The organism is Gymnodinialimonas sp. 202GB13-11 (assembly GCF_040932485.1).
Taxonomy (GTDB): Bacteria; Pseudomonadota; Alphaproteobacteria; order Rhodobacterales; family Rhodobacteraceae; genus Gymnodinialimonas; species Gymnodinialimonas hymeniacidonis.
In genome coordinates, this window is record NZ_JBFRBH010000001.1 from 190143 (window position 1) to 206166 (window position 16024).

Annotated in this window: 16 protein-coding genes and 1 tRNA gene; 8 read left to right on the plus strand and 9 right to left on the minus strand. The window is 61.1% G+C overall.

The genetic code is table 11. The features are described from left to right. Positions 1–51 precede the first annotated feature (51 nt). The 6 genes from V8J81_RS00935 (at position 52) to nagA (ending at position 5862) form a co-directional block, all read left to right on the plus strand. Positions 52–576 (plus strand): TRAP transporter small permease, encoded by a 525-nt coding sequence (locus V8J81_RS00935; protein WP_368473877.1) that lies wholly within the window; start codon positions 52–54, stop codon positions 574–576. 4 nt (positions 577–580) lie between these two features. Next, complete coding sequence (locus V8J81_RS00940) at positions 581–1891, plus strand: TRAP transporter large permease (RefSeq protein WP_368473878.1); 1311 nt, start codon at positions 581–583, stop codon at positions 1889–1891. Further along, positions 1888–2823 carry a hypothetical protein gene (locus V8J81_RS00945; protein ID WP_368473879.1) on the plus strand — a complete coding sequence of 312 codons (936 nt, stop codon included), beginning with the start codon at positions 1888–1890 and terminating at the stop codon, positions 2821–2823. Before V8J81_RS00940 ends, V8J81_RS00945 begins: the two co-directional genes overlap by 4 nt. 77 nt (positions 2824–2900) lie before the next feature. Next, a complete protein-coding gene (locus tag V8J81_RS00950) occupies positions 2901–3650 on the plus strand; it encodes a GntR family transcriptional regulator (protein WP_368473880.1) in 750 nt (249 codons plus the stop codon). A gap of 17 nt (positions 3651–3667) precedes the next feature. Continuing rightward, complete coding sequence (locus V8J81_RS00955; RefSeq protein WP_368473881.1) at positions 3668–4699, plus strand: SIS domain-containing protein; 1032 nt, start codon at positions 3668–3670, stop codon at positions 4697–4699. Then, entirely contained in the window at positions 4696–5862 is a 1167-nt protein-coding gene (gene nagA / locus V8J81_RS00960) for an N-acetylglucosamine-6-phosphate deacetylase (protein WP_368473882.1), read from the plus strand. Before V8J81_RS00955 ends, nagA begins: the two co-directional genes overlap by 4 nt. A gap of 34 nt (positions 5863–5896) precedes the next feature. Here nagA and V8J81_RS00965 read toward each other — a convergent pair. The 8 genes from V8J81_RS00965 to V8J81_RS01000 form a co-directional block, all read right to left on the minus strand. Then, positions 5897–5971 (minus strand) — tRNA-Gln (locus V8J81_RS00965). A 75-nt stretch (positions 5972–6046) separates the two neighbouring features. Continuing rightward, positions 6047–7378, minus strand: coding sequence for a mechanosensitive ion channel domain-containing protein (locus V8J81_RS00970; protein ID WP_368473883.1), 1332 nt, complete (start codon positions 7376–7378; stop codon positions 6047–6049). After that, positions 7378–8211 (minus strand): 3-deoxy-8-phosphooctulonate synthase, encoded by an 834-nt coding sequence (gene kdsA / locus V8J81_RS00975; protein ID WP_368473884.1) that lies wholly within the window; start codon positions 8209–8211, stop codon positions 7378–7380. The genes V8J81_RS00970 and kdsA overlap by 1 nt, the downstream gene beginning before the upstream one ends. Before the next feature lie 42 nt (positions 8212–8253). Then, positions 8254–9981 (minus strand): KpsE/RkpR family capsule polysaccharide export protein, encoded by a 1728-nt coding sequence (locus tag V8J81_RS00980; RefSeq protein WP_368473885.1) that lies wholly within the window; start codon positions 9979–9981, stop codon positions 8254–8256. Further along, positions 9959–10618 (minus strand): ABC transporter ATP-binding protein, encoded by a 660-nt coding sequence (locus V8J81_RS00985; protein ID WP_368473886.1) that lies wholly within the window; start codon positions 10616–10618, stop codon positions 9959–9961. Before V8J81_RS00985 ends, V8J81_RS00980 begins: the two co-directional genes overlap by 23 nt. Positions 10619–10783: 165 nt before the next feature. Beyond that, the gene (locus V8J81_RS00990) at positions 10784–12082 is read right to left on the minus strand and encodes a Na+/H+ antiporter NhaA (RefSeq protein WP_368473887.1); all 1299 of its coding nucleotides are present in this window, start codon (positions 12080–12082) and stop codon (positions 10784–10786) included. A 173-nt stretch (positions 12083–12255) separates the two neighbouring features. Beyond that, complete coding sequence (locus V8J81_RS00995) at positions 12256–13290, minus strand: permease (protein WP_368473888.1); 1035 nt, start codon at positions 13288–13290, stop codon at positions 12256–12258. Further along, a complete protein-coding gene (locus tag V8J81_RS01000) occupies positions 13283–13642 on the minus strand; it encodes an ArsR/SmtB family transcription factor (protein WP_368473889.1) in 360 nt (119 codons plus the stop codon). The genes V8J81_RS00995 and V8J81_RS01000 overlap by 8 nt, the downstream gene beginning before the upstream one ends. Before the next feature lie 75 nt (positions 13643–13717). Between V8J81_RS01000 and V8J81_RS01005 the strand changes: the two genes are divergently transcribed. Both V8J81_RS01005 and V8J81_RS01010 read left to right on the plus strand, forming a co-directional pair. Beyond that, positions 13718–14314: a uracil-DNA glycosylase family protein gene (locus tag V8J81_RS01005; protein WP_368473890.1), complete on the plus strand. Its 597-nt coding sequence runs from the start codon at positions 13718–13720 to the stop codon at positions 14312–14314. Then, positions 14311–15084 (plus strand): SseB family protein, encoded by a 774-nt coding sequence (locus tag V8J81_RS01010; protein ID WP_368473891.1) that lies wholly within the window; start codon positions 14311–14313, stop codon positions 15082–15084. The genes V8J81_RS01005 and V8J81_RS01010 overlap by 4 nt, the downstream gene beginning before the upstream one ends. Here V8J81_RS01010 and V8J81_RS01015 read toward each other — a convergent pair. After that, on the minus strand, positions 15081–16022 hold the full coding sequence (locus V8J81_RS01015) for a 2-hydroxyacid dehydrogenase (protein ID WP_368473892.1): 942 nt from the start codon (positions 16020–16022) through the stop codon (positions 15081–15083). The genes V8J81_RS01010 and V8J81_RS01015 overlap by 4 nt on opposite strands. Positions 16023–16024: the final 2 nt, after the last annotated feature.

The window sequence follows — 16024 nt, forward strand, 5'->3', positions numbered from 1 at the left end:
CGGGGCAACTGGCCTGCCCACCACAGCATTCCTCAGACAGGATTACCTGCCATGGGCGCTCTCCGTTCCTCCCTCGACTGGCTTTACCGCATTTCCGGCGTGATGGCGGCTCTGTGCCTCATCGGCATCCTCGGCATGATCGTGGCCCAGATGATTGCCCGCTGGATTGGCGACATCTTTCCCGGCGCACCGCAATACGCGGGCTACCTGATGGCCGCAGCAAGCTTTCTGGCCTTTGCCAACGCCCTTAACGGTGGCGCACATATCCGCGTGTCGATCCTGCTGAACGCCGTTCCGGCCAAAATCAAATGGGTGTTGGAGGTTTGGTGTTTCGGCATCGCCACCGCCGTGACCGCCTATTTCGTCTACTACGCCTATTGGTTCGTTTATTGGTCATGGCGCTTCAACGAAGTGAGCCAAGCGCAAGACGCGAGCCCCCTATGGATCCCGCAATCGGTGATGGTGGTGGGCGGGGTGATCCTGCTGATCGCCTTCGTCGACAACCTTATCTCGGTCCTTTTCAAGGGTGACCACCGCCTCGGCAGCAATGTCGTCGATCAGAGCTTTGGGGAGTGATCAGATGACCGAACTCTACGCCATCATTCTTTTCCTCTTCGTCCTCTTCCTGCTTCTCGGCACCGGCGTCTGGGTCGGCATCGCGCTGATGGGCGTGGCCTGGGTCGGGATGGAGCTTTTCACCACCCGCCCCGTTGGCGACACGATGATCACGACGATCTGGGCGACGTCTTCCAGTTGGACGATCACGGCACTGCCGCTCTTCATATGGATGGGCGAAATCCTCTACCGAACGCGATTGTCCGAAGACATGTTCAAGGGACTATCACCCTGGCTCGCGCGCCTACCGGGCGGTCTCGTCCACACCAATATTGTAGGTTGCACGGTGTTTGCTGCTGTCTCCGGCTCCTCCGCCGCAACGCTTACCACGGTCGGCAAAATGTCGATCCCAGAGCTTCGCACCCGCAATTACCCTGAGCATATCGTCATCGGCACGCTGGCGGGTGCCGCCACCCTTGGCCTTATGATCCCACCGTCACTCGCGCTGATCGTGTACGGCGTAGCGGTGAACCAGTCCATCACCGAGCTGTTCTTCGCAGGCGTCTTCCCGGGCCTCGTGCTGGCGCTGATGTTCATGGGATATGTAGCGATCTATTCCGTCCTGTCACGCGGATGGGCGCCGACAATGGAAACGGCGATGAGCTTTGGCGAGAAGCTGAAGAACTCCCGGTTCCTGATCCCCGTCATGCTCCTGATCCTCGTGGTGATCGGTTCCATGTACACCGGCACGGCCACAGCAACGGAGGCCGCCGCCATCGGCGTTATCGGCTCTCTGGTCCTGGCGGCGTCTCAAGGCTCCCTAAATTGGGGCAGTTTCCGCGAAAGCCTAATGGGCGCCACGCGGACCTCGGCCATGATCATGCTGATCCTCGCGGGCGCGGCCTTCCTGAAACTCTCCATGGGCTTCACGGGCCTGCCGCGTGCGCTTGCCGACGGCATTGCCGCGATGGAACTGACGCGCTTCCAACTGCTTATGATGCTGCTGGTCTTCTACATCATCCTCGGCATGTTCCTCGACGGCATCTCTTCCGTGGTTCTCACCATGGCGGTGGTGGAGCCGATGGTGATCGAAGCGGGCATCGACCTGATCTGGTTCGGCATCTTCGTCATCGTCGTTGTGGAAATGGCGCAGATCACGCCGCCCATCGGCTTCAACCTGTTCGTGCTGCAAGGCATGACAGGGCATGAGATGGGCTATATCGCCAAAGCCGCGCTGCCGATGTTCCTGATCATGGTGCTGATGTGCTTCATCCTGATCTGGGTGCCGGACCTCGCCATGTGGTTGCCTGAAACCATGCGCTCCGGTCCGTCATGACGCCGCTCTACCGGGCGCTGGAATTCTGCGCCCGGCATGGCCGTTGGGGCTTGGTGGTAGGGCTGGTCTGCGGGCTGGCCCTTCCCGGTCTCGCCAGCGCGATGCGACCATGGCTGCCGCAGATGGTGGCGGGACTGTTGTTCATCACCGCCTTCCGCATCGGCTACCGGGCGTCAGTTGGGCAGTTGACCGACCTTCCGCGCGTTCTGTCCGAAGTTCTGGTCCTCCAACTCTGTCTACCGCTTCTGGCCTTTGCCCTATTCTGGATGTTCGGTCTGACCGGGGCGCTTGCAGCAATGGCCATCGTCCTTATGCTCGCCGCCCCCTCCATCAGCGGAAGCCCGAATTTCGCAATCCTCATGGGCCAAGACCCAGCCCCCGCCATGCAGGTCCTCGTTGTGGGCACCGCGCTATTTCCACTTACCAGCCTTCCGGTTCTGCTGTTGCTTGGCCCGGCCTTTGGCGGCATCGGCGGAGTCGTCACGACGGGCCTGAACTTGATTGTTATCATCACATTGGCAACCGGTGCGGGGTTCGCCCTGCGCGCATTCCTCCTGCCTCAACCCAACGCCGCGCAAATGCAGCGGCTCGATGGCCTCGGCGTGCTGGCGCTTGCCGTGATCGTTATCGGCCTCATGGCCGGGATCCGCCCCATCCTTGATCAATCACCGCTGGACCTCGCCTTCTGGGTTGCACTGGTCTTTGCCGCGAACTTCGGTCTGCAAATTCTGGCCTCTCGCCTGACCCGCTCCCTTGTGCCAGCACATCGCGCAGCCCCGCTCAGCATCATCGCTGGCAACCGGAATGTGGCCTTATTCCTTTTGGCCCTGCCAGTAGATGTGACCGATGCACTTCTGGTCTTCATCGGCTGCTACCAATTGCCGATGTACCTCACGCCCCTTCTCCTTCGGCGTCTCTCACCTTCTGCCTGAAGCAATACCATTTGGTATATTTCTTGAAGGCGTACCGAATAAATGGTCATATATTGGTATTCTTTGGGATTCGACCAATGACCATCACCGATTACCTGCGCAACACTCCACCATTCGCGCCCGGCAGGGGGCCCCGCTATGTGCAGCTGCGCGACCGCCTCAGCACCGCGATGGCCCAAGGCATCCTTGCCCCGGGCAGCGTGCTGCCATCGGAGCGTGAAATCGGAAACCTCACGGACCTCTCCCGTGTCACTGTCCGCAAGGCGATCCAAGACCTGGTCGCCCGTGGCGACGTGGTGCAAAAACAAGGCTCCGGCTCGTTCGTCACGGAAAAAGCCGAACGCTTCCAACAATCTCTGTCTCGCCTGACCTCCTTCTCGGAGGAGATGGGAAAACGTGGCCTGCAAACATCCGTGCGCATGTTGGAGCAGAGCATTTGCCTGCCCTCCGCTGAAGAAATCGCGGCCCTCAACCTGCCAGACGATGCTTCTGTCTCGCGGCTTGCACGTTTGCGCCTCGCCGATGATCGCCCTCTCGCGGTTGAGCGTTCCTCGCTACCAACCGACATCCTCGCTAACCCGATGCAGGTCACAGCTTCCCTCTACGAGGTGCTGGACCGCAACGGCACGCGCCCCATCCGGGCGACGCAACGGATATCAGCCGTCAACCTGAATGCGGCGGATGCCGGACTGCTTGGCGTTCCAGATGGTGCCGCAGGCCTTCACATCGAACGCCTTTCCTACCTGGCCTCGGGCCGGGTCGCCGAACTCACCAAATCCATTTTTCGCGGCGACGCCTATGATTTCGTCGTCGAGTTGAACCAATGAATAAAGACCGATGATCCATGGCAGATGACATGACCCAGATGCGACGTGAGGTGTTGGAGATCCCCGATGCTGTTGACCGCCTGCTGACCCACGGGGCACCGGCCATTGCGGCCATTGCAAAGGCGGCCGCGGACGCGAACCCGCGCTTCATAGTGACGGTGGCGCGTGGCTCCTCCGACCATGCCTGCACCTTTCTGAAGTACGCCTTTGAATTGGCCCTTGGCTTACCCGTCGCCTCGATCGGCCCATCCGTGGCCTCAATCTACGGCGCAGACTTACGGCTTGGCGGCTCCATGACGCTGTCGGTTTCCCAATCCGGTAAAAGCCCCGACATTATCGCCATGAGCCAGGCGGCGACTGAAGCGGGCAGTTTCACCATCGCCATCACCAATGATCCCCGCTCTCCGTTAACGCAGGCCAGCACGCACACAATCGACATTCACGCCGGCCCGGAATTGAGCGTTGCGGCCACGAAAACCTTCGTCACCTCCGCCATCTCGGGCTTGATCCTTTTGGCCGAATGGACTGGCGACGGCACACTGCGCACCGCCCTGCGCGCTTTGCCTGACCGGCTCGAAAAAGCTGCCCAACAGGATTGGCCGGACTTGCGCGCGGCCATCAGCTCGGCGTCCTCTCTATTCACCCTCGGGCGGGGGCCAGCTTGGGCAATCTCCAACGAGGCGGCTTTGAAGTTTAAAGAAACCTGCCAGATTCACGCCGAAAGCTATTCGTCTGCCGAGGTTTTGCACGGCCCCGTTTCGATTGTCGGCTCTGGCTTCCCAATTCTGTGTTTTGCCAGCGCGGATGCTGCGGAGCATTCGGTTGCCGAAGTGGCCGATCAACTGGCCGACAAAGGCGCGCGGGTTTTTGTGACGTCGGATAAGCCGAGCACAGCCACGGCCTTGCCCTGCATCCGCACGGGCCATCCGCTAACCGACCCCATTGCGTTGATCACCTCGTTCTACGCCATGATCGAACGGGTTGCAGGTGAACGCGGCGTGAACCCAGACGCCCCCCGCCACCTCAACAAAGTGACGGAGACACGATGACCGCGCGCCCAACAGCCCTCGCCGGCGCCGAGATTTTCGACGGCACTTCGCGTTATACGGCCAGCACACTGATCGTCGCCTCCGGACGTGTCATCGGGATCGTACCCGAAGACATGGTGCCGCCTGAAGCCGTGATTGAACGGCTTGACGGCGGCATTCTCTGCCCCGGTTTCGTTGATCTGCAGGTCAACGGTGGCGGCGGGGTGATGTTCAATGACGACCAAAGCGTCCAGACCCTGCGCACCATGGCCGAGGCGCATGCTCGTCTTGGCGCGACCTCCATCCTGCCGACACTCATCACCGACACACCAACCCACACATCGCGCGCGATTGAGGCCGTTGCCGCCGCCATGGCCAAAGGTGTTCCGGGCATAGTCGGATTGCATCTGGAAGGCCCGCATCTGTCGCAAGCTCGCAAAGGCGCACACGACCCCAGCCTGATCCGCCCAATGGAGGATGCTGATCTCACTCTGCTTCTGGAGGCCGCGCGCAAGCTCCCTGTCCTGAAAGTCACCCTCGCGCCCGAGACTGTCTCACCCGACCAGATCGCGCGCCTGTCCGATGCAGGCATCCTCGTCTCCCTTGGGCACAGCGATGCGTCCTTTGATACATGCCAATCCTTCGCCAATGCCGGAGCGCGCTGCGTTACACACCTGTTCAACGCCATGAGCCAGTTGGGCAGCCGCGAACCCGGACTTGTCGGCGCTGCTTTGACCAACGGCGCCTTGTCCGCGGGCCTGATCGCGGACGGCATCCACGTCCATCCCCAATCCGTGCGCGCCGCGATGGCCGCCAAACAAGGCCCGGGCGAGATCTTCCTCGTCAGCGATGCGATGGCGGTGGCCGGAACAGATTTGACTGAATTCCACTTAAACGGCCGCGTGATCCGCCGCGATAACAATCGGCTGACACTGGAAGACGGCACCCTGGCCGGTGCCGATCTCGATTTGGCCACGGCCGTTCGCAACATCGTCAAATGGGGAGCGGCGAGCGTGGATCACGCTCTCGCTATGGCCACATCCATCCCGGCCAAGCTGCACCCCGGCCTCGGGCCAATCGGCACACTTACGAAAGGTGCGCCCGCTGACATGGTGCATCTCTCCGCCAAAGACTACGCCCTCAATGCAGTATGGCGCGCTGGCGTTCGCGTCGCGCGTGCCTGAGCCCTGAACGGGGCGAACATCATGTCGGTTGGATTGGCTGGGGTGGTAGGATTCGAACCTACGGTACACGGTACCAAAAACCGCTGCCTTACCGCTTGGCTACACCCCAACCGTGCCGGAGCAGATACGACGGCAAAGCGGGGGGATCAAGCCCCCCGATGCGATTTCTGCATACGGATTTCCTCTACTCCTGCGGGGCCTCGCGGCGCAGCAGATCGTCGTCGGGCAGCGCCTCGCGTTCGGCCTCGATGATCTCCTCTAACGCCGTGACCTCATCGGTTCCGACATCCTGCGCCTCAACGGCCGCAGCCGCCGCAGCGGGGCGCTTCTGCGCGGCCCCTGCCACCGGCACATCAGCACCGGCCAGCCGGTAGGTCGGCTCGGGCAAGCTAATCCCGGCCGCTTCCAGCCGGGCCTTCACAACGCGGATCGCCTCACCCTTGGCCATCCCGATCCCGGTCTCATGCTGCTTGATCCAGCCCGCCGCCGTGATGTCGATGGTCGAGGCGCCAAGCCCCTCCACCCATACCGCAGGCCCCGGCGCCTCCAGCACGAAAGGCAGCTCGTTCAGCGCGGCCAGAATGATCCGCTGCGCCTCGGCAATATCGGCCTCAGGCTCCACGCCCAGAAGGAAGGTAAACCGCCGCTCATCATTGCGCGTGTAGTTGACGATCTTCGATTTGAAGACGGTCGAGTTCGGAATGCGGATATGGTTCCCGTCCAGGCTCAACAGGATCGTCGCCCGGCTGGTCAGGCGGATGACATGGCCTGTATTTCCTTCGATCTCCACCAGGTCCTTGGGGCGGAACGGCTGCCGGATCGACAACATGATGGACGAGATGAAGTTTTCCACCGTGTCGCGCACGGCAAAACCAATGGCGAGGCCGACGATACCAGCCGCACCCAAGATCGTACCCAACAGAGCTGTCGCGTTAAGTAGGTCCAGCGCTAGAACGATCCCAAGCACCACAAAGGCCAGCCGCACGACCTGCCGGTAAATGTCGGCAATAAAGGCGTTGGGCGCGATCCGATCCCACGGCCAGGATCTCCGAGCCAACCAGAACCCGAAAAGCCATGTCAAAAGCCCCGCAGTCAATGCCACAAGGATCAGGGGCGAGAAGGCCACGAATTGCTCGAACCGGTCGCGCATCCGGTCGAGCGCCGGGTTCAACCGCTCCACTACATCGGTGCTTTCAGTGACGACATTCTCAATCGCCACCACACCCTCAACCCGCGCGACCAGGGCGTTCAACGCCTCAATCCGGTTGCCATCAACCACCGTGCCGCGCAGCGTCACGATCCCGTTCGAAACCGTCGCGCGCACATCCTCATAGCCTTCAAGCTGGCCGAGAATATCCATGATCCGGTCGCGCACCGCGAAATCCTGTGCCCGATCGCTTTCGACGGAAATCTCGCCATCGGGCTGCGTCCCATCGGTCTGGGCCAGAACGGGATCATTCAGCCCAACTGCGAGGAGGGCTGCAAGCCCGAGGAGGAGTGCAAGAACGAGCCGCATCAGATCACCACCGGTGCCGCCTTTGCGACTTTGTCCAATGCCATCAACACGTCCAGCACGCCTGCCATATCCTCCAGACGGATCATGTTCGGCCCGTCACTGGGTGCATTGTCCGGGTCCTCATGGGTCTCAAGAAACACACCCGCCACACCAACAGCCACCGCTGCGCGCGCCAGAACGGGCGCGAATTCCCGCTGTCCGCCACTGGACCCACCCAATCCGCCGGGCTGCGCCACGGCGTGGGTCGCGTCCATGATCACTGGATAGCCAGTCTTGGCCATCTCTGGCAGCGACCGCATGTCCGCCACCAGCGCATTATACCCGAAAGAGACACCCCGTTCCGTCAGCAGCATCCGCTTGTTACCAGTGCTCGCGACCTTTTCGGCAACGTTCGCCATGTCCCATGGGGCGAGGAATTGCCCCTTCTTGATGTTGATAGCCGCGCCCGTTTCGCCGGCTGCCAACAACAAGTCGGTCTGGCGGCACAGGAACGCCGGGATTTGCAGAACATCGACAGCCTCGGCCACTGGCGTGCATTGCTCAGGCGCATGAACGTCCGTCAGCACCGGGCATCCGAACTCCTCTCGCATTTTGGACAGAATCCGAAGCCCTTCGTCCATGCCAAGTCCGCGCTTGCCCTTAAGCGAGGTCCGATTGGCCTTGTCGTAACTGCCCTTGAAGATGAATTGCGCGCCCACGGTGGCGCAGATCTCGGCCATTCGGCCCGCGATCCGACGCGCGTGGTCCAGGCTTTCCAGCTGGCAAGGCCCCGCGATAACGGTCAGCGGGGCCGTGTTCGACACATTCACTGTGCCGATATCTACATTTTTCATCGTCACCCTCCAGGGCACGTTGGCCCCGGCACGGCGCTGTGGTCAGGAACTGACCTGTTCGCGCAGGATCGAGGCTGTCATCGATACCAACAGGTAGATGCCAGAAAAGACGATGAAGGCAAGCAGCGTATTCTCGAACGCCTTTGGATAGGCCGCCTCATCGGGGGCCACGGGCAAAACACCCATCGAGATATAGAGCGTTTGGCGGTTCGCCTCCATTCGCGCAGCTTCACGCGCCTGCATGGCCTCGGTCAGCATCAGACGGCGTGTTTCCAAATCGGCCTGGGCCACCACAAGCTCCGATTGCACCCGCGCGAGGGAGACTTCGCCGCCTGTCAGCGTGCTGCGCAGCTCCTGAACTTGGGCCTCCAACCGCTCAATCTGGGCTTCGGTCGCGGCAACACGGCCCGCATTGGGGCGTGTCGCTGCGTTCATTTCCGCAAGGCGCAGGCGTTCCTCGGTCAGCCGGGCTTCAAGCGTTGAGATCTGGTTGAATACAAGGTTCAACTCCGCCTCGGGGGATACGACTTCAAGCTGCTGTTGGAGGTCAAGAACCCGCTCCTGCGCTTGCGCGGCGCGTTCTTCCGCCTCGGTAAAGGCATCTTGGGCGCCCGCCATGCCATCGGCGCGCAGGCGCGATGACATCTGGTCCACACGCTCTTCCGCGTAGCCGATCAATGCTTCGGAGAATTGCTGGCTCACGACGGGGTCCGCGGCCAGCATCTCCATTCGGATAATGCCTTCGACCGGGTCGTAGCTTGTGGTCAGGCTGCGCAGGTATGTGTCGTACATCTGTTCGTCTGAGCCACCATCATCCAGTCGTAGAAGCGGATCGATTTCATCGCTTGAGAAATGTTCCCGAAAGCCCAGTTCCTCGTCCAGCCGCAACATCGCTTCGCGGCTTTCCAGATAGCTTTGAACCGTGATCGATTCCTGCACTGTTGCGAATGAGCTTCCGCCAAGCAGGCCACCAAGGCCACCTGCACCGCCGACGGAGGCTTCGGCCTTCTGGATCACGAACTCCGTGTTGGTCGCGAAAAGCGGTGTCGCCACGGCGTAGAAATAGTAGCTGACAAGGATCGTCGGCAGAAAAACAAAGCAGGCCAGGCGCGAGGCCAGCTGGATCAGCTTGCGCCGACGGCGGGCTGCGATGTCGCGCTGTACGCGCATAATTTCCGCTGCCCGCTCCTCGGCTGAGAAGGCACCACCGCCGCCCGGGGGCGGGGCAGGGGCGTCCACTTGCGTTGCGGGCACCTGCGCAGTTGCAGCGCGCACGGGCAGTGTGTTGCCTGCGGCCGCGGCGCCGGCTGCAGCCGCCGCGCCGCCACCGGTCCCGGCGTCATTGACGACAAGTTCCAGCATGCTGGATTGGTTGAACGGATCGACGCCGCGCTTGCGGAGCTGTCGCACAGCGTCGAAGTCGGAGGCCGGTTGTAGCCCGTGTTTCTGTGCCAAACGCCGCGCCATGCGCAGCTGGCGGCCTGTCAGCCCCTCCGCGCGGATCGCGGCCAATTCTTCTTCCACGCTCCCGGCGCTGCCCTGCGCCGCGCCTGCTTGCGCACGCTCATAAGCTGCCGAACCCGGCATCGGCGCATCGCCGAACCCGTCTTCGGTGGTGTTGGGCAAGCTGTTGTCGACCTGGTCCTGCGAAGCATTTGCGCCAAGGGTGGGGGCGGCGTCAGCGGCCTGCGCCGCCCGCGTTTCACCGGCGGGCGCAACTGCATCGCTGCGGCGGATGCGGAATTTTCTAGCCTTGGGTTTGGTAGTCATAAAGCTGCTTCGCCTCTTCCAGCGTATCGAAGGTGTGCAGCTTGCCGTCCATCAGGACCGCCGCACGCCGTGCGAATTTTTCAAGCGTCTGGGCCTGGTGCGACACGATGATCACTGTCGCATTCTTCAGCCGTTCCGCCAGGATATTGCCCGCGCGCCGATTGAACTCGGCATCTGTCGAAGCAGGCATCCCCTCGTCAATCAGATAGATATCAAACTCCAGCGCCAAAAGGAGCGAGAAGTTGAACCGCGCCTTCATGCCGCTGGAATAGGTCCCAAGCGGCATATCGAAATATTCCTCGATCCCGCAGACCCACCGGCAAAACGCCTCCACATAATCGGGATCCAGCCCATAAAGCTGTGCGATGTAGCGGCTGTTTTCCATGGCGGACAGTTTGCTGATCAGCCCACCCATGAACCCCAGCGGGAATGAGATCCGGGCATCGCGCGTGATGATGCCTTCATCGGGTTTTTCCAGCCCGCACATCATCTTGATCAGGGTGGTCTTACCGGTTCCGTTCGGGGCCAGAATGCCCATCGAATAGCCAATGTCTACACGGAACGACGCGCGGTCGAGGATCACCTTTCGGCGCTCACCGGTCCAGAAGGATTTAGAAACCCCTGAAAACTCCAACATGCGTCTGCCGCCCAAAAATTGCCTACAGGTGCGCGCCATCTTAGGTGCGGCGTGTCACCATTTTGGAAACATAGTCCCCCATTAGGGCAGCATTATGTCGCAAATGCCGCCTTTTTCACAGGGAATTTTCCATCAATTGGAGCAGGTTTCAGGGTGTGTCGCCCGTCACAGCTCCTGCTTTTCCACGTGGAGCAGCCAGCCCATGACAATGGCAACCAATGCCGCCCCGAATGAGAACAACGCCCCCATCTTCGCTGCATCCTGCACCAGACCCGGTTCAAACGCCACTGAGGCCACAAACAGCGACACGGTGAAGCCGATGGCGGCCACTAAGCCGATTACGACCAGATCAACCATCCGCATACCCTGCGGGAGACCCAGCCTCAGGATCACCACCGCAACCCAACCAAACAGAAAGATGCCAACCGGTTTGCCCACCAGAAGACCCGCCAAAACCAGCCAGGTCGCATCCCCGATCGCACTGAAGGCCACACCCGCATTCATTAAGCCGAACAGGCCCAAAATGATCTCGACCGGATATTTCAGCGCATGCTCCATCTGGTTCAACAAATCGTGCAAATACTGCTCTGCGGCCGAAAAGATGCCGAATGCGCGGTCTGCGTGGGGGATTGTCGGCACAATTGGCAACAGGCCCAAGGCGGGATGCAAACCCGACATCATGAAGCCATACCAGCTGGCACACGCTGCGATCAGGTAGGGCCAATACGACAACCTCGTGCGCACCCAAGTCGATCTGCGGCGCACTTGGTCGCCTCGGTCCAGGCGGCGCGGCAACCAGTTGAACAGCACGAAAACCGCTACAGCTGCGCCAAGCGACAGCAGCAACCAGATTGGGGCGAGGTCGCCTGACGGATAGAAAATCGCGAGGATCACAAGGCCCGCTGCGTCATCCGCGATGGCCAGCAAAAGCAAAAAGCGCACCGCAGGGTGGCCCGCACCAAATACCAACCGTCCCACAAGATAGGAAAACGCGATGTCCGTCGCAGTTGGAATGGCCCACCCGTTGGCCACGGCGTCGTAAGTGTCGGACCCAAGATAATAGGCGAGGCCAAGGTAAATGGCGACCGGTCCCAACATGCCACCCGCCGTCGCAAACAATGGTGTGGCCGCCTTCTTGCCGCGCAACGCCCCGTTTTCCAGGATCACGGCCTCCCACACTTCCTTTGCGGCGATGGCAAAAAACAATGCCATCAGGACGTCGTTAACGAGGTAGTGCAGCGTCAGATCGCGCACCACATGGCCTTGCCCATCGTCGTGCAGATGCCCAATCGGAGCGTCGTGCCAGATCACGAATTCAACGAAGTTATGGTACAAATCGGCCCAGTAGTGGCTATTTCCAGCGACAGGCGCAATTAGGTCCAAATTGGCCCAGATCAGAGCGATAGCCGCGCCGCAAATCAGCAGGAGCGAGTAGCCGGTGATGAAATTCCAAACGCGGTACATGCCGTCCCTCCCGCTTTTCGTTATGGGCTGATTACCCAAACACAGAAGGGGCGTCCATGTACTAGGCGAGCACAGCGCCAGCTATTCGCGGAATAGGTGCATTTGGTGGGAAAGTCTCTTGTTCTCGAACGCCATCGAGCAGAGGTTTATTGGCCCGAAAAGGGCGTCATAGCTCACGCAAGGGCGCCCCATGCCAAGCCGGCAAGAACAGCCCCAATCAATGCAAAACCAAGGTAAGCGGCAAAGACCCGCGGCTTGACCAACGCCCAGACAGCCACAGCCGCCGGAATGCTGCTGACCCCGCCCGCGATCACGAACGACATGGCCGCGCCCGGGTTCATCCCTTGCTCCACCAGGCCGCCCATCAGACCCACGGCCATATAGCCGTTCAGGTAGGCGGGCATGCCAACCAGCGCCGCAAGGATGATGGTGAAAACACTCTCCCCGCCAAGGAACTGTGCGACGTACTGCGTCGTCTCATATTCGATCATCAGCGCCTCGAAGAGGTAGGCGATCATCAGCCACTTAGCGAGGAACAGGGCATTATCGACAAAGCTTTCGCGGAACGCCACGCGCCGTTCGCCTTCCCGCCAGAAGGCCCAGACTGGCGTGCCTTGGAACGGTGCCTTTACACCGCAACATCCACCAACCTTGGGCTTTTCGCGCAACGGGTCGGCAAAGACAGGCGATTTTGCGAAGGCCAAAGTCGCGAACCCTCCCAACATGCCAAGCCCTACGGCAGCCACCGTTTTGCCAATGGCAAAGGCGAGGCCCAATTCGCCGGAGGTCACAAAGAACATCGCCGGATCCATCAGGGGCGAGGCGAGCCAGAACGCCATAACGGCGGCCAAGGGCGCGCCCACGGCCAGCAAAGCCGCGATGAATGGGATTACTTCGCACGAACAAAAGGGCGATAGCCCGCCCAGAAGGGCCGCCATCATGATCATTCGCACAGGATTTCCGGTAAACGCTTTTGCGATCAGGGTCTCTGCCCCGCTCGCTTTCACGTAGGCGACTGCCGTAATCGCAAACAGGATGATGGGGACCGTGCCGCCGAACGCTTTCGCGGCTGTTGTGACCACCGGCTGAAACATCGGCGCGTCAAAGGTCAGGACGACCAATGGGATCAGAATGACAACCGCCCACGCCTTATCGAGCCGCTTCCACAAGGCGGGCAAGGTCCAAGGGTTAAGTGACTGGTCAGCCATGGAGGCGCTCCACCGATTGATCAAGACAGCATTCGGCCAGCATGAAATCCGATAGGTCGGCGATCAGCTTGGTATCTGCATGAAGGATGATTTGGCGGCCACGGCGCTCTTCAAAGACAAGGCCCGCAACCTTCAAATGCTTCAAGTGATGGGTCAGGACCGATCCGCTTAAGCCCACCGCGTCGCCCAATTTGCCCGTGGCCATGCCGTTTGGCTCTGCGCGGACCAGACGCATCACAATCGCCAGCCGCACTTCGGATCCGAGGGCAGCGAAGGCCGTTGAGACAACCGCCAGCTCCTCTTCCGGGCTGACGTCTAGTTCGTCTATTGGGGCGTTAACTACGTTTATCATGTTTCTATTATTCTAGAAAAATAGAAATAAAGCAAGTACCTTGTTTTGTGGGCGATTAACCGTATTTCGTGCCCCATGAACGACCTGATCACGCGTGCAACCGACCTCAGATCCTGCCGACTCTGCGCTGACAGATTCGCCGCAACCGCCACCGCGCACGAACCCCGCCCCGTCGCGTGGTTCGGCCCCGGTGCACGCATTCTGGTCGCCGGTCAGGCCCCTGGCATGAAGGTCCATCACTCCGGCAAACCCTTTACCGATCCCTCCGGCGACAGGCTGCGCAATTGGATGGGCGTCGACGAAGCTACTTTCTACGACCGCTCCCGCGTCGCCATCCTCCCCATGGCCTTTTGCTTCCCCGGCTACGACGAAAAGGGCAGCGATCTATCGCCCCCGAAAATCTGCGCTGAAACCTGGCGTGCGGATATATTGGCCGAGTTCACCAACATCCGCATCACCCTGCTCATCGGCGGCTACGCGCAGAAATGGCATCTCGGCACTAAAACCGGCGTCACCGAAACCGTCGCAGCCTGGCGCGACCATGCGCCAGACGTCTTCCCCTTGCCTCACCCCTCCTGGCGCAATACCGCGTGGCTGAAGAAAAACCCGTGGTTTGAGGCTGAGCTTCTACCTGTCCTACGTACCAGAATTTCCGAGGTTCTCAGCGAATGACCCCCCTCGATACCGCCTTCGCCGCCATGGCCGCGAACCCTGACGATACTGCCGCGCGTCTGGCATGGTTCGACCGCCTCGCCGCGTCGGAACTTGTTCTGCTTTTGGAGGAAGAGGCGCAAGGCGACCGCGTGAAACCGCGCATCTTCACCGTCGAAGGCGCTGACCTTGTTCTGGCATTCGACCGCGACGAACGGCTGGCTGAATTCGCGGGCTCAGGGGCCCCCTACGCTGCGATGTCAGGCCGCGCACTGGCCGGGATGCTGACTGATGCGGGCCTTGGACTGGGCGTCAATTTGGGTGCGCCTTCTGAAACGGTGCTGGAAAACGAAGCAATGGCTTGGCTTTCTGGCGTGCTTTCCGAACAGCCCGCCGAAGTCGAAGACCAACCCGAAGAGGTCCGTCCCCCCGCCAACTTGCCCGAGGCGTTATTGACAGCCCTCGACCTGCGCCTCGCCTCCGCCATTGGTCGCGCAAACATGGCCTACCTCGTGGCGACCACGTTTGCGGGCGGCCGCCAGAGCCACCTGCTTGCGTTCATCGACCCCGCCCCGGGCGCGGAAACGGCACTGGCGCAGCTGGTGGCGGAAGCGCTGACCTTCTCGGGATTGGAGGCCGCCAGCCTCGATGTGGGCTTCTTCCGCGCCTCCGATCCGTTCTGCGCACAACTCGCCAAAGTGGGCCTTCGGTTTGATTTGCCCCAGCCCGAGGAACCGCCGAAGCGCACGGCGCCCGGCACCGATCCGGAACAGCCACCGAAACTGCGTTAATAGCCCGCCTCCCGGTCCACGAGGTGCAGGAATGGCTCACCCGCTTCCCCGCGCCGGATGTTCTCGGCAATTACCTCTGATGCGGTATCAGCCCGCGTCTCGGATGCGATGTGGGGTGTCACCGTCACATTTGGATGCGCCCAGAACGGATCATCCGCAGGCAAAGGCTCCACCCGGAACACATCCAGCGTCGCATGGCCGATTTTCCCGGTATGTAGCGCGGCCAACAAAGCTGTATCGTCAATCAAAGGCCCGCGACCCGGGTTAACAATCACAGCGCCGTGCGGCATCTGCGCCAGCGTTTCCGCGTGAAACAGGTCAGTCGTCGCGGGCGTGTCGGGCAGCAACAAAACTGCGATCTCAGCCCGCTCGAGCGCTGCGGCCAAGCCATCGTCGCCGGCGAAGCAGCTTACACCGTCGATCCGTTTCTCAGACCGCGCCCAACCGCTCACGTTGAAACCCAGCCCGACCAAAGCCTCCGCAACAGCGCGGCCCAATGCCCCCAAGCCAAACACCACGACATTGCGGTCCCGCGCCAATGGAGGAACTTCGCCGTTCCGCCATATGCCGTCCTGCCCATGGATATGCACATCCATACCCAGATGGTGGCGCAGCACATGGCCCACGCACCATTCGACCATGCCGTCGGTCAGGCCGCTGTCGACCATACGGGCGAGGGGAACGCGCAAGGTCTCGTTGCCCACGACCTGCTCCACCCCGGCCCACAGGTTCAACACGGCTTTCAGCCGCGTGTAGGGGGTGAAGTCCTGAACTTCCGAATTCGGAGCATAGACAATGTAGTCCACTGTCTCGGGCGCGGCTTGTAACACCAAACCACTGTCCGACACACCGGCTTTTGCCAATGCAGTCCGCAAGGGGGCCTCGTAGGTGGCCCACCGCTCAGGCCGGGCGGCGAACAGAATTACAGGATCTGACATGG

Bases quoted from the DNA above. Each gene is read 5' to 3' on its own strand.
- V8J81_RS00935 (WP_368473877.1), top strand. From the start codon at position 52: ATGGGCGCTCTCCGTTCCTCCCTCGACTGGCTTTACCGCATTTCCGGC.
- V8J81_RS00940 (WP_368473878.1), top strand. From the start codon at position 581: ATGACCGAACTCTACGCCATCATTCTTTTCCTCTTCGTCCTCTTCCTG.
- V8J81_RS00945 (WP_368473879.1), top strand. From the start codon at position 1,888: ATGACGCCGCTCTACCGGGCGCTGGAATTCTGCGCCCGGCATGGCCGT.
- V8J81_RS00950 (WP_368473880.1), top strand. From the start codon at position 2,901: ATGACCATCACCGATTACCTGCGCAACACTCCACCATTCGCGCCCGGC.
- V8J81_RS00955 (WP_368473881.1), top strand. From the start codon at position 3,668: ATGGCAGATGACATGACCCAGATGCGACGTGAGGTGTTGGAGATCCCC.
- nagA (WP_368473882.1), top strand. From the start codon at position 4,696: ATGACCGCGCGCCCAACAGCCCTCGCCGGCGCCGAGATTTTCGACGGC.
- V8J81_RS00970 (WP_368473883.1), bottom strand. From the start codon at position 7,378: ATGCGGCTCGTTCTTGCACTCCTCCTCGGGCTTGCAGCCCTCCTCGCA.
- kdsA (WP_368473884.1), bottom strand. From the start codon at position 8,211: ATGAAAAATGTAGATATCGGCACAGTGAATGTGTCGAACACGGCCCCG.
- V8J81_RS00980 (WP_368473885.1), bottom strand. From the start codon at position 9,981: ATGACTACCAAACCCAAGGCTAGAAAATTCCGCATCCGCCGCAGCGAT.
- V8J81_RS00985 (WP_368473886.1), bottom strand. From the start codon at position 10,618: ATGTTGGAGTTTTCAGGGGTTTCTAAATCCTTCTGGACCGGTGAGCGC.
- V8J81_RS00990 (WP_368473887.1), bottom strand. From the start codon at position 12,082: ATGTACCGCGTTTGGAATTTCATCACCGGCTACTCGCTCCTGCTGATT.
- V8J81_RS00995 (WP_368473888.1), bottom strand. From the start codon at position 13,290: ATGGCTGACCAGTCACTTAACCCTTGGACCTTGCCCGCCTTGTGGAAG.
- V8J81_RS01000 (WP_368473889.1), bottom strand. From the start codon at position 13,642: ATGATAAACGTAGTTAACGCCCCAATAGACGAACTAGACGTCAGCCCG.
- V8J81_RS01005 (WP_368473890.1), top strand. From the start codon at position 13,718: ATGAACGACCTGATCACGCGTGCAACCGACCTCAGATCCTGCCGACTC.
- V8J81_RS01010 (WP_368473891.1), top strand. From the start codon at position 14,311: ATGACCCCCCTCGATACCGCCTTCGCCGCCATGGCCGCGAACCCTGAC.
- V8J81_RS01015 (WP_368473892.1), bottom strand. From the start codon at position 16,022: ATGTCAGATCCTGTAATTCTGTTCGCCGCCCGGCCTGAGCGGTGGGCC.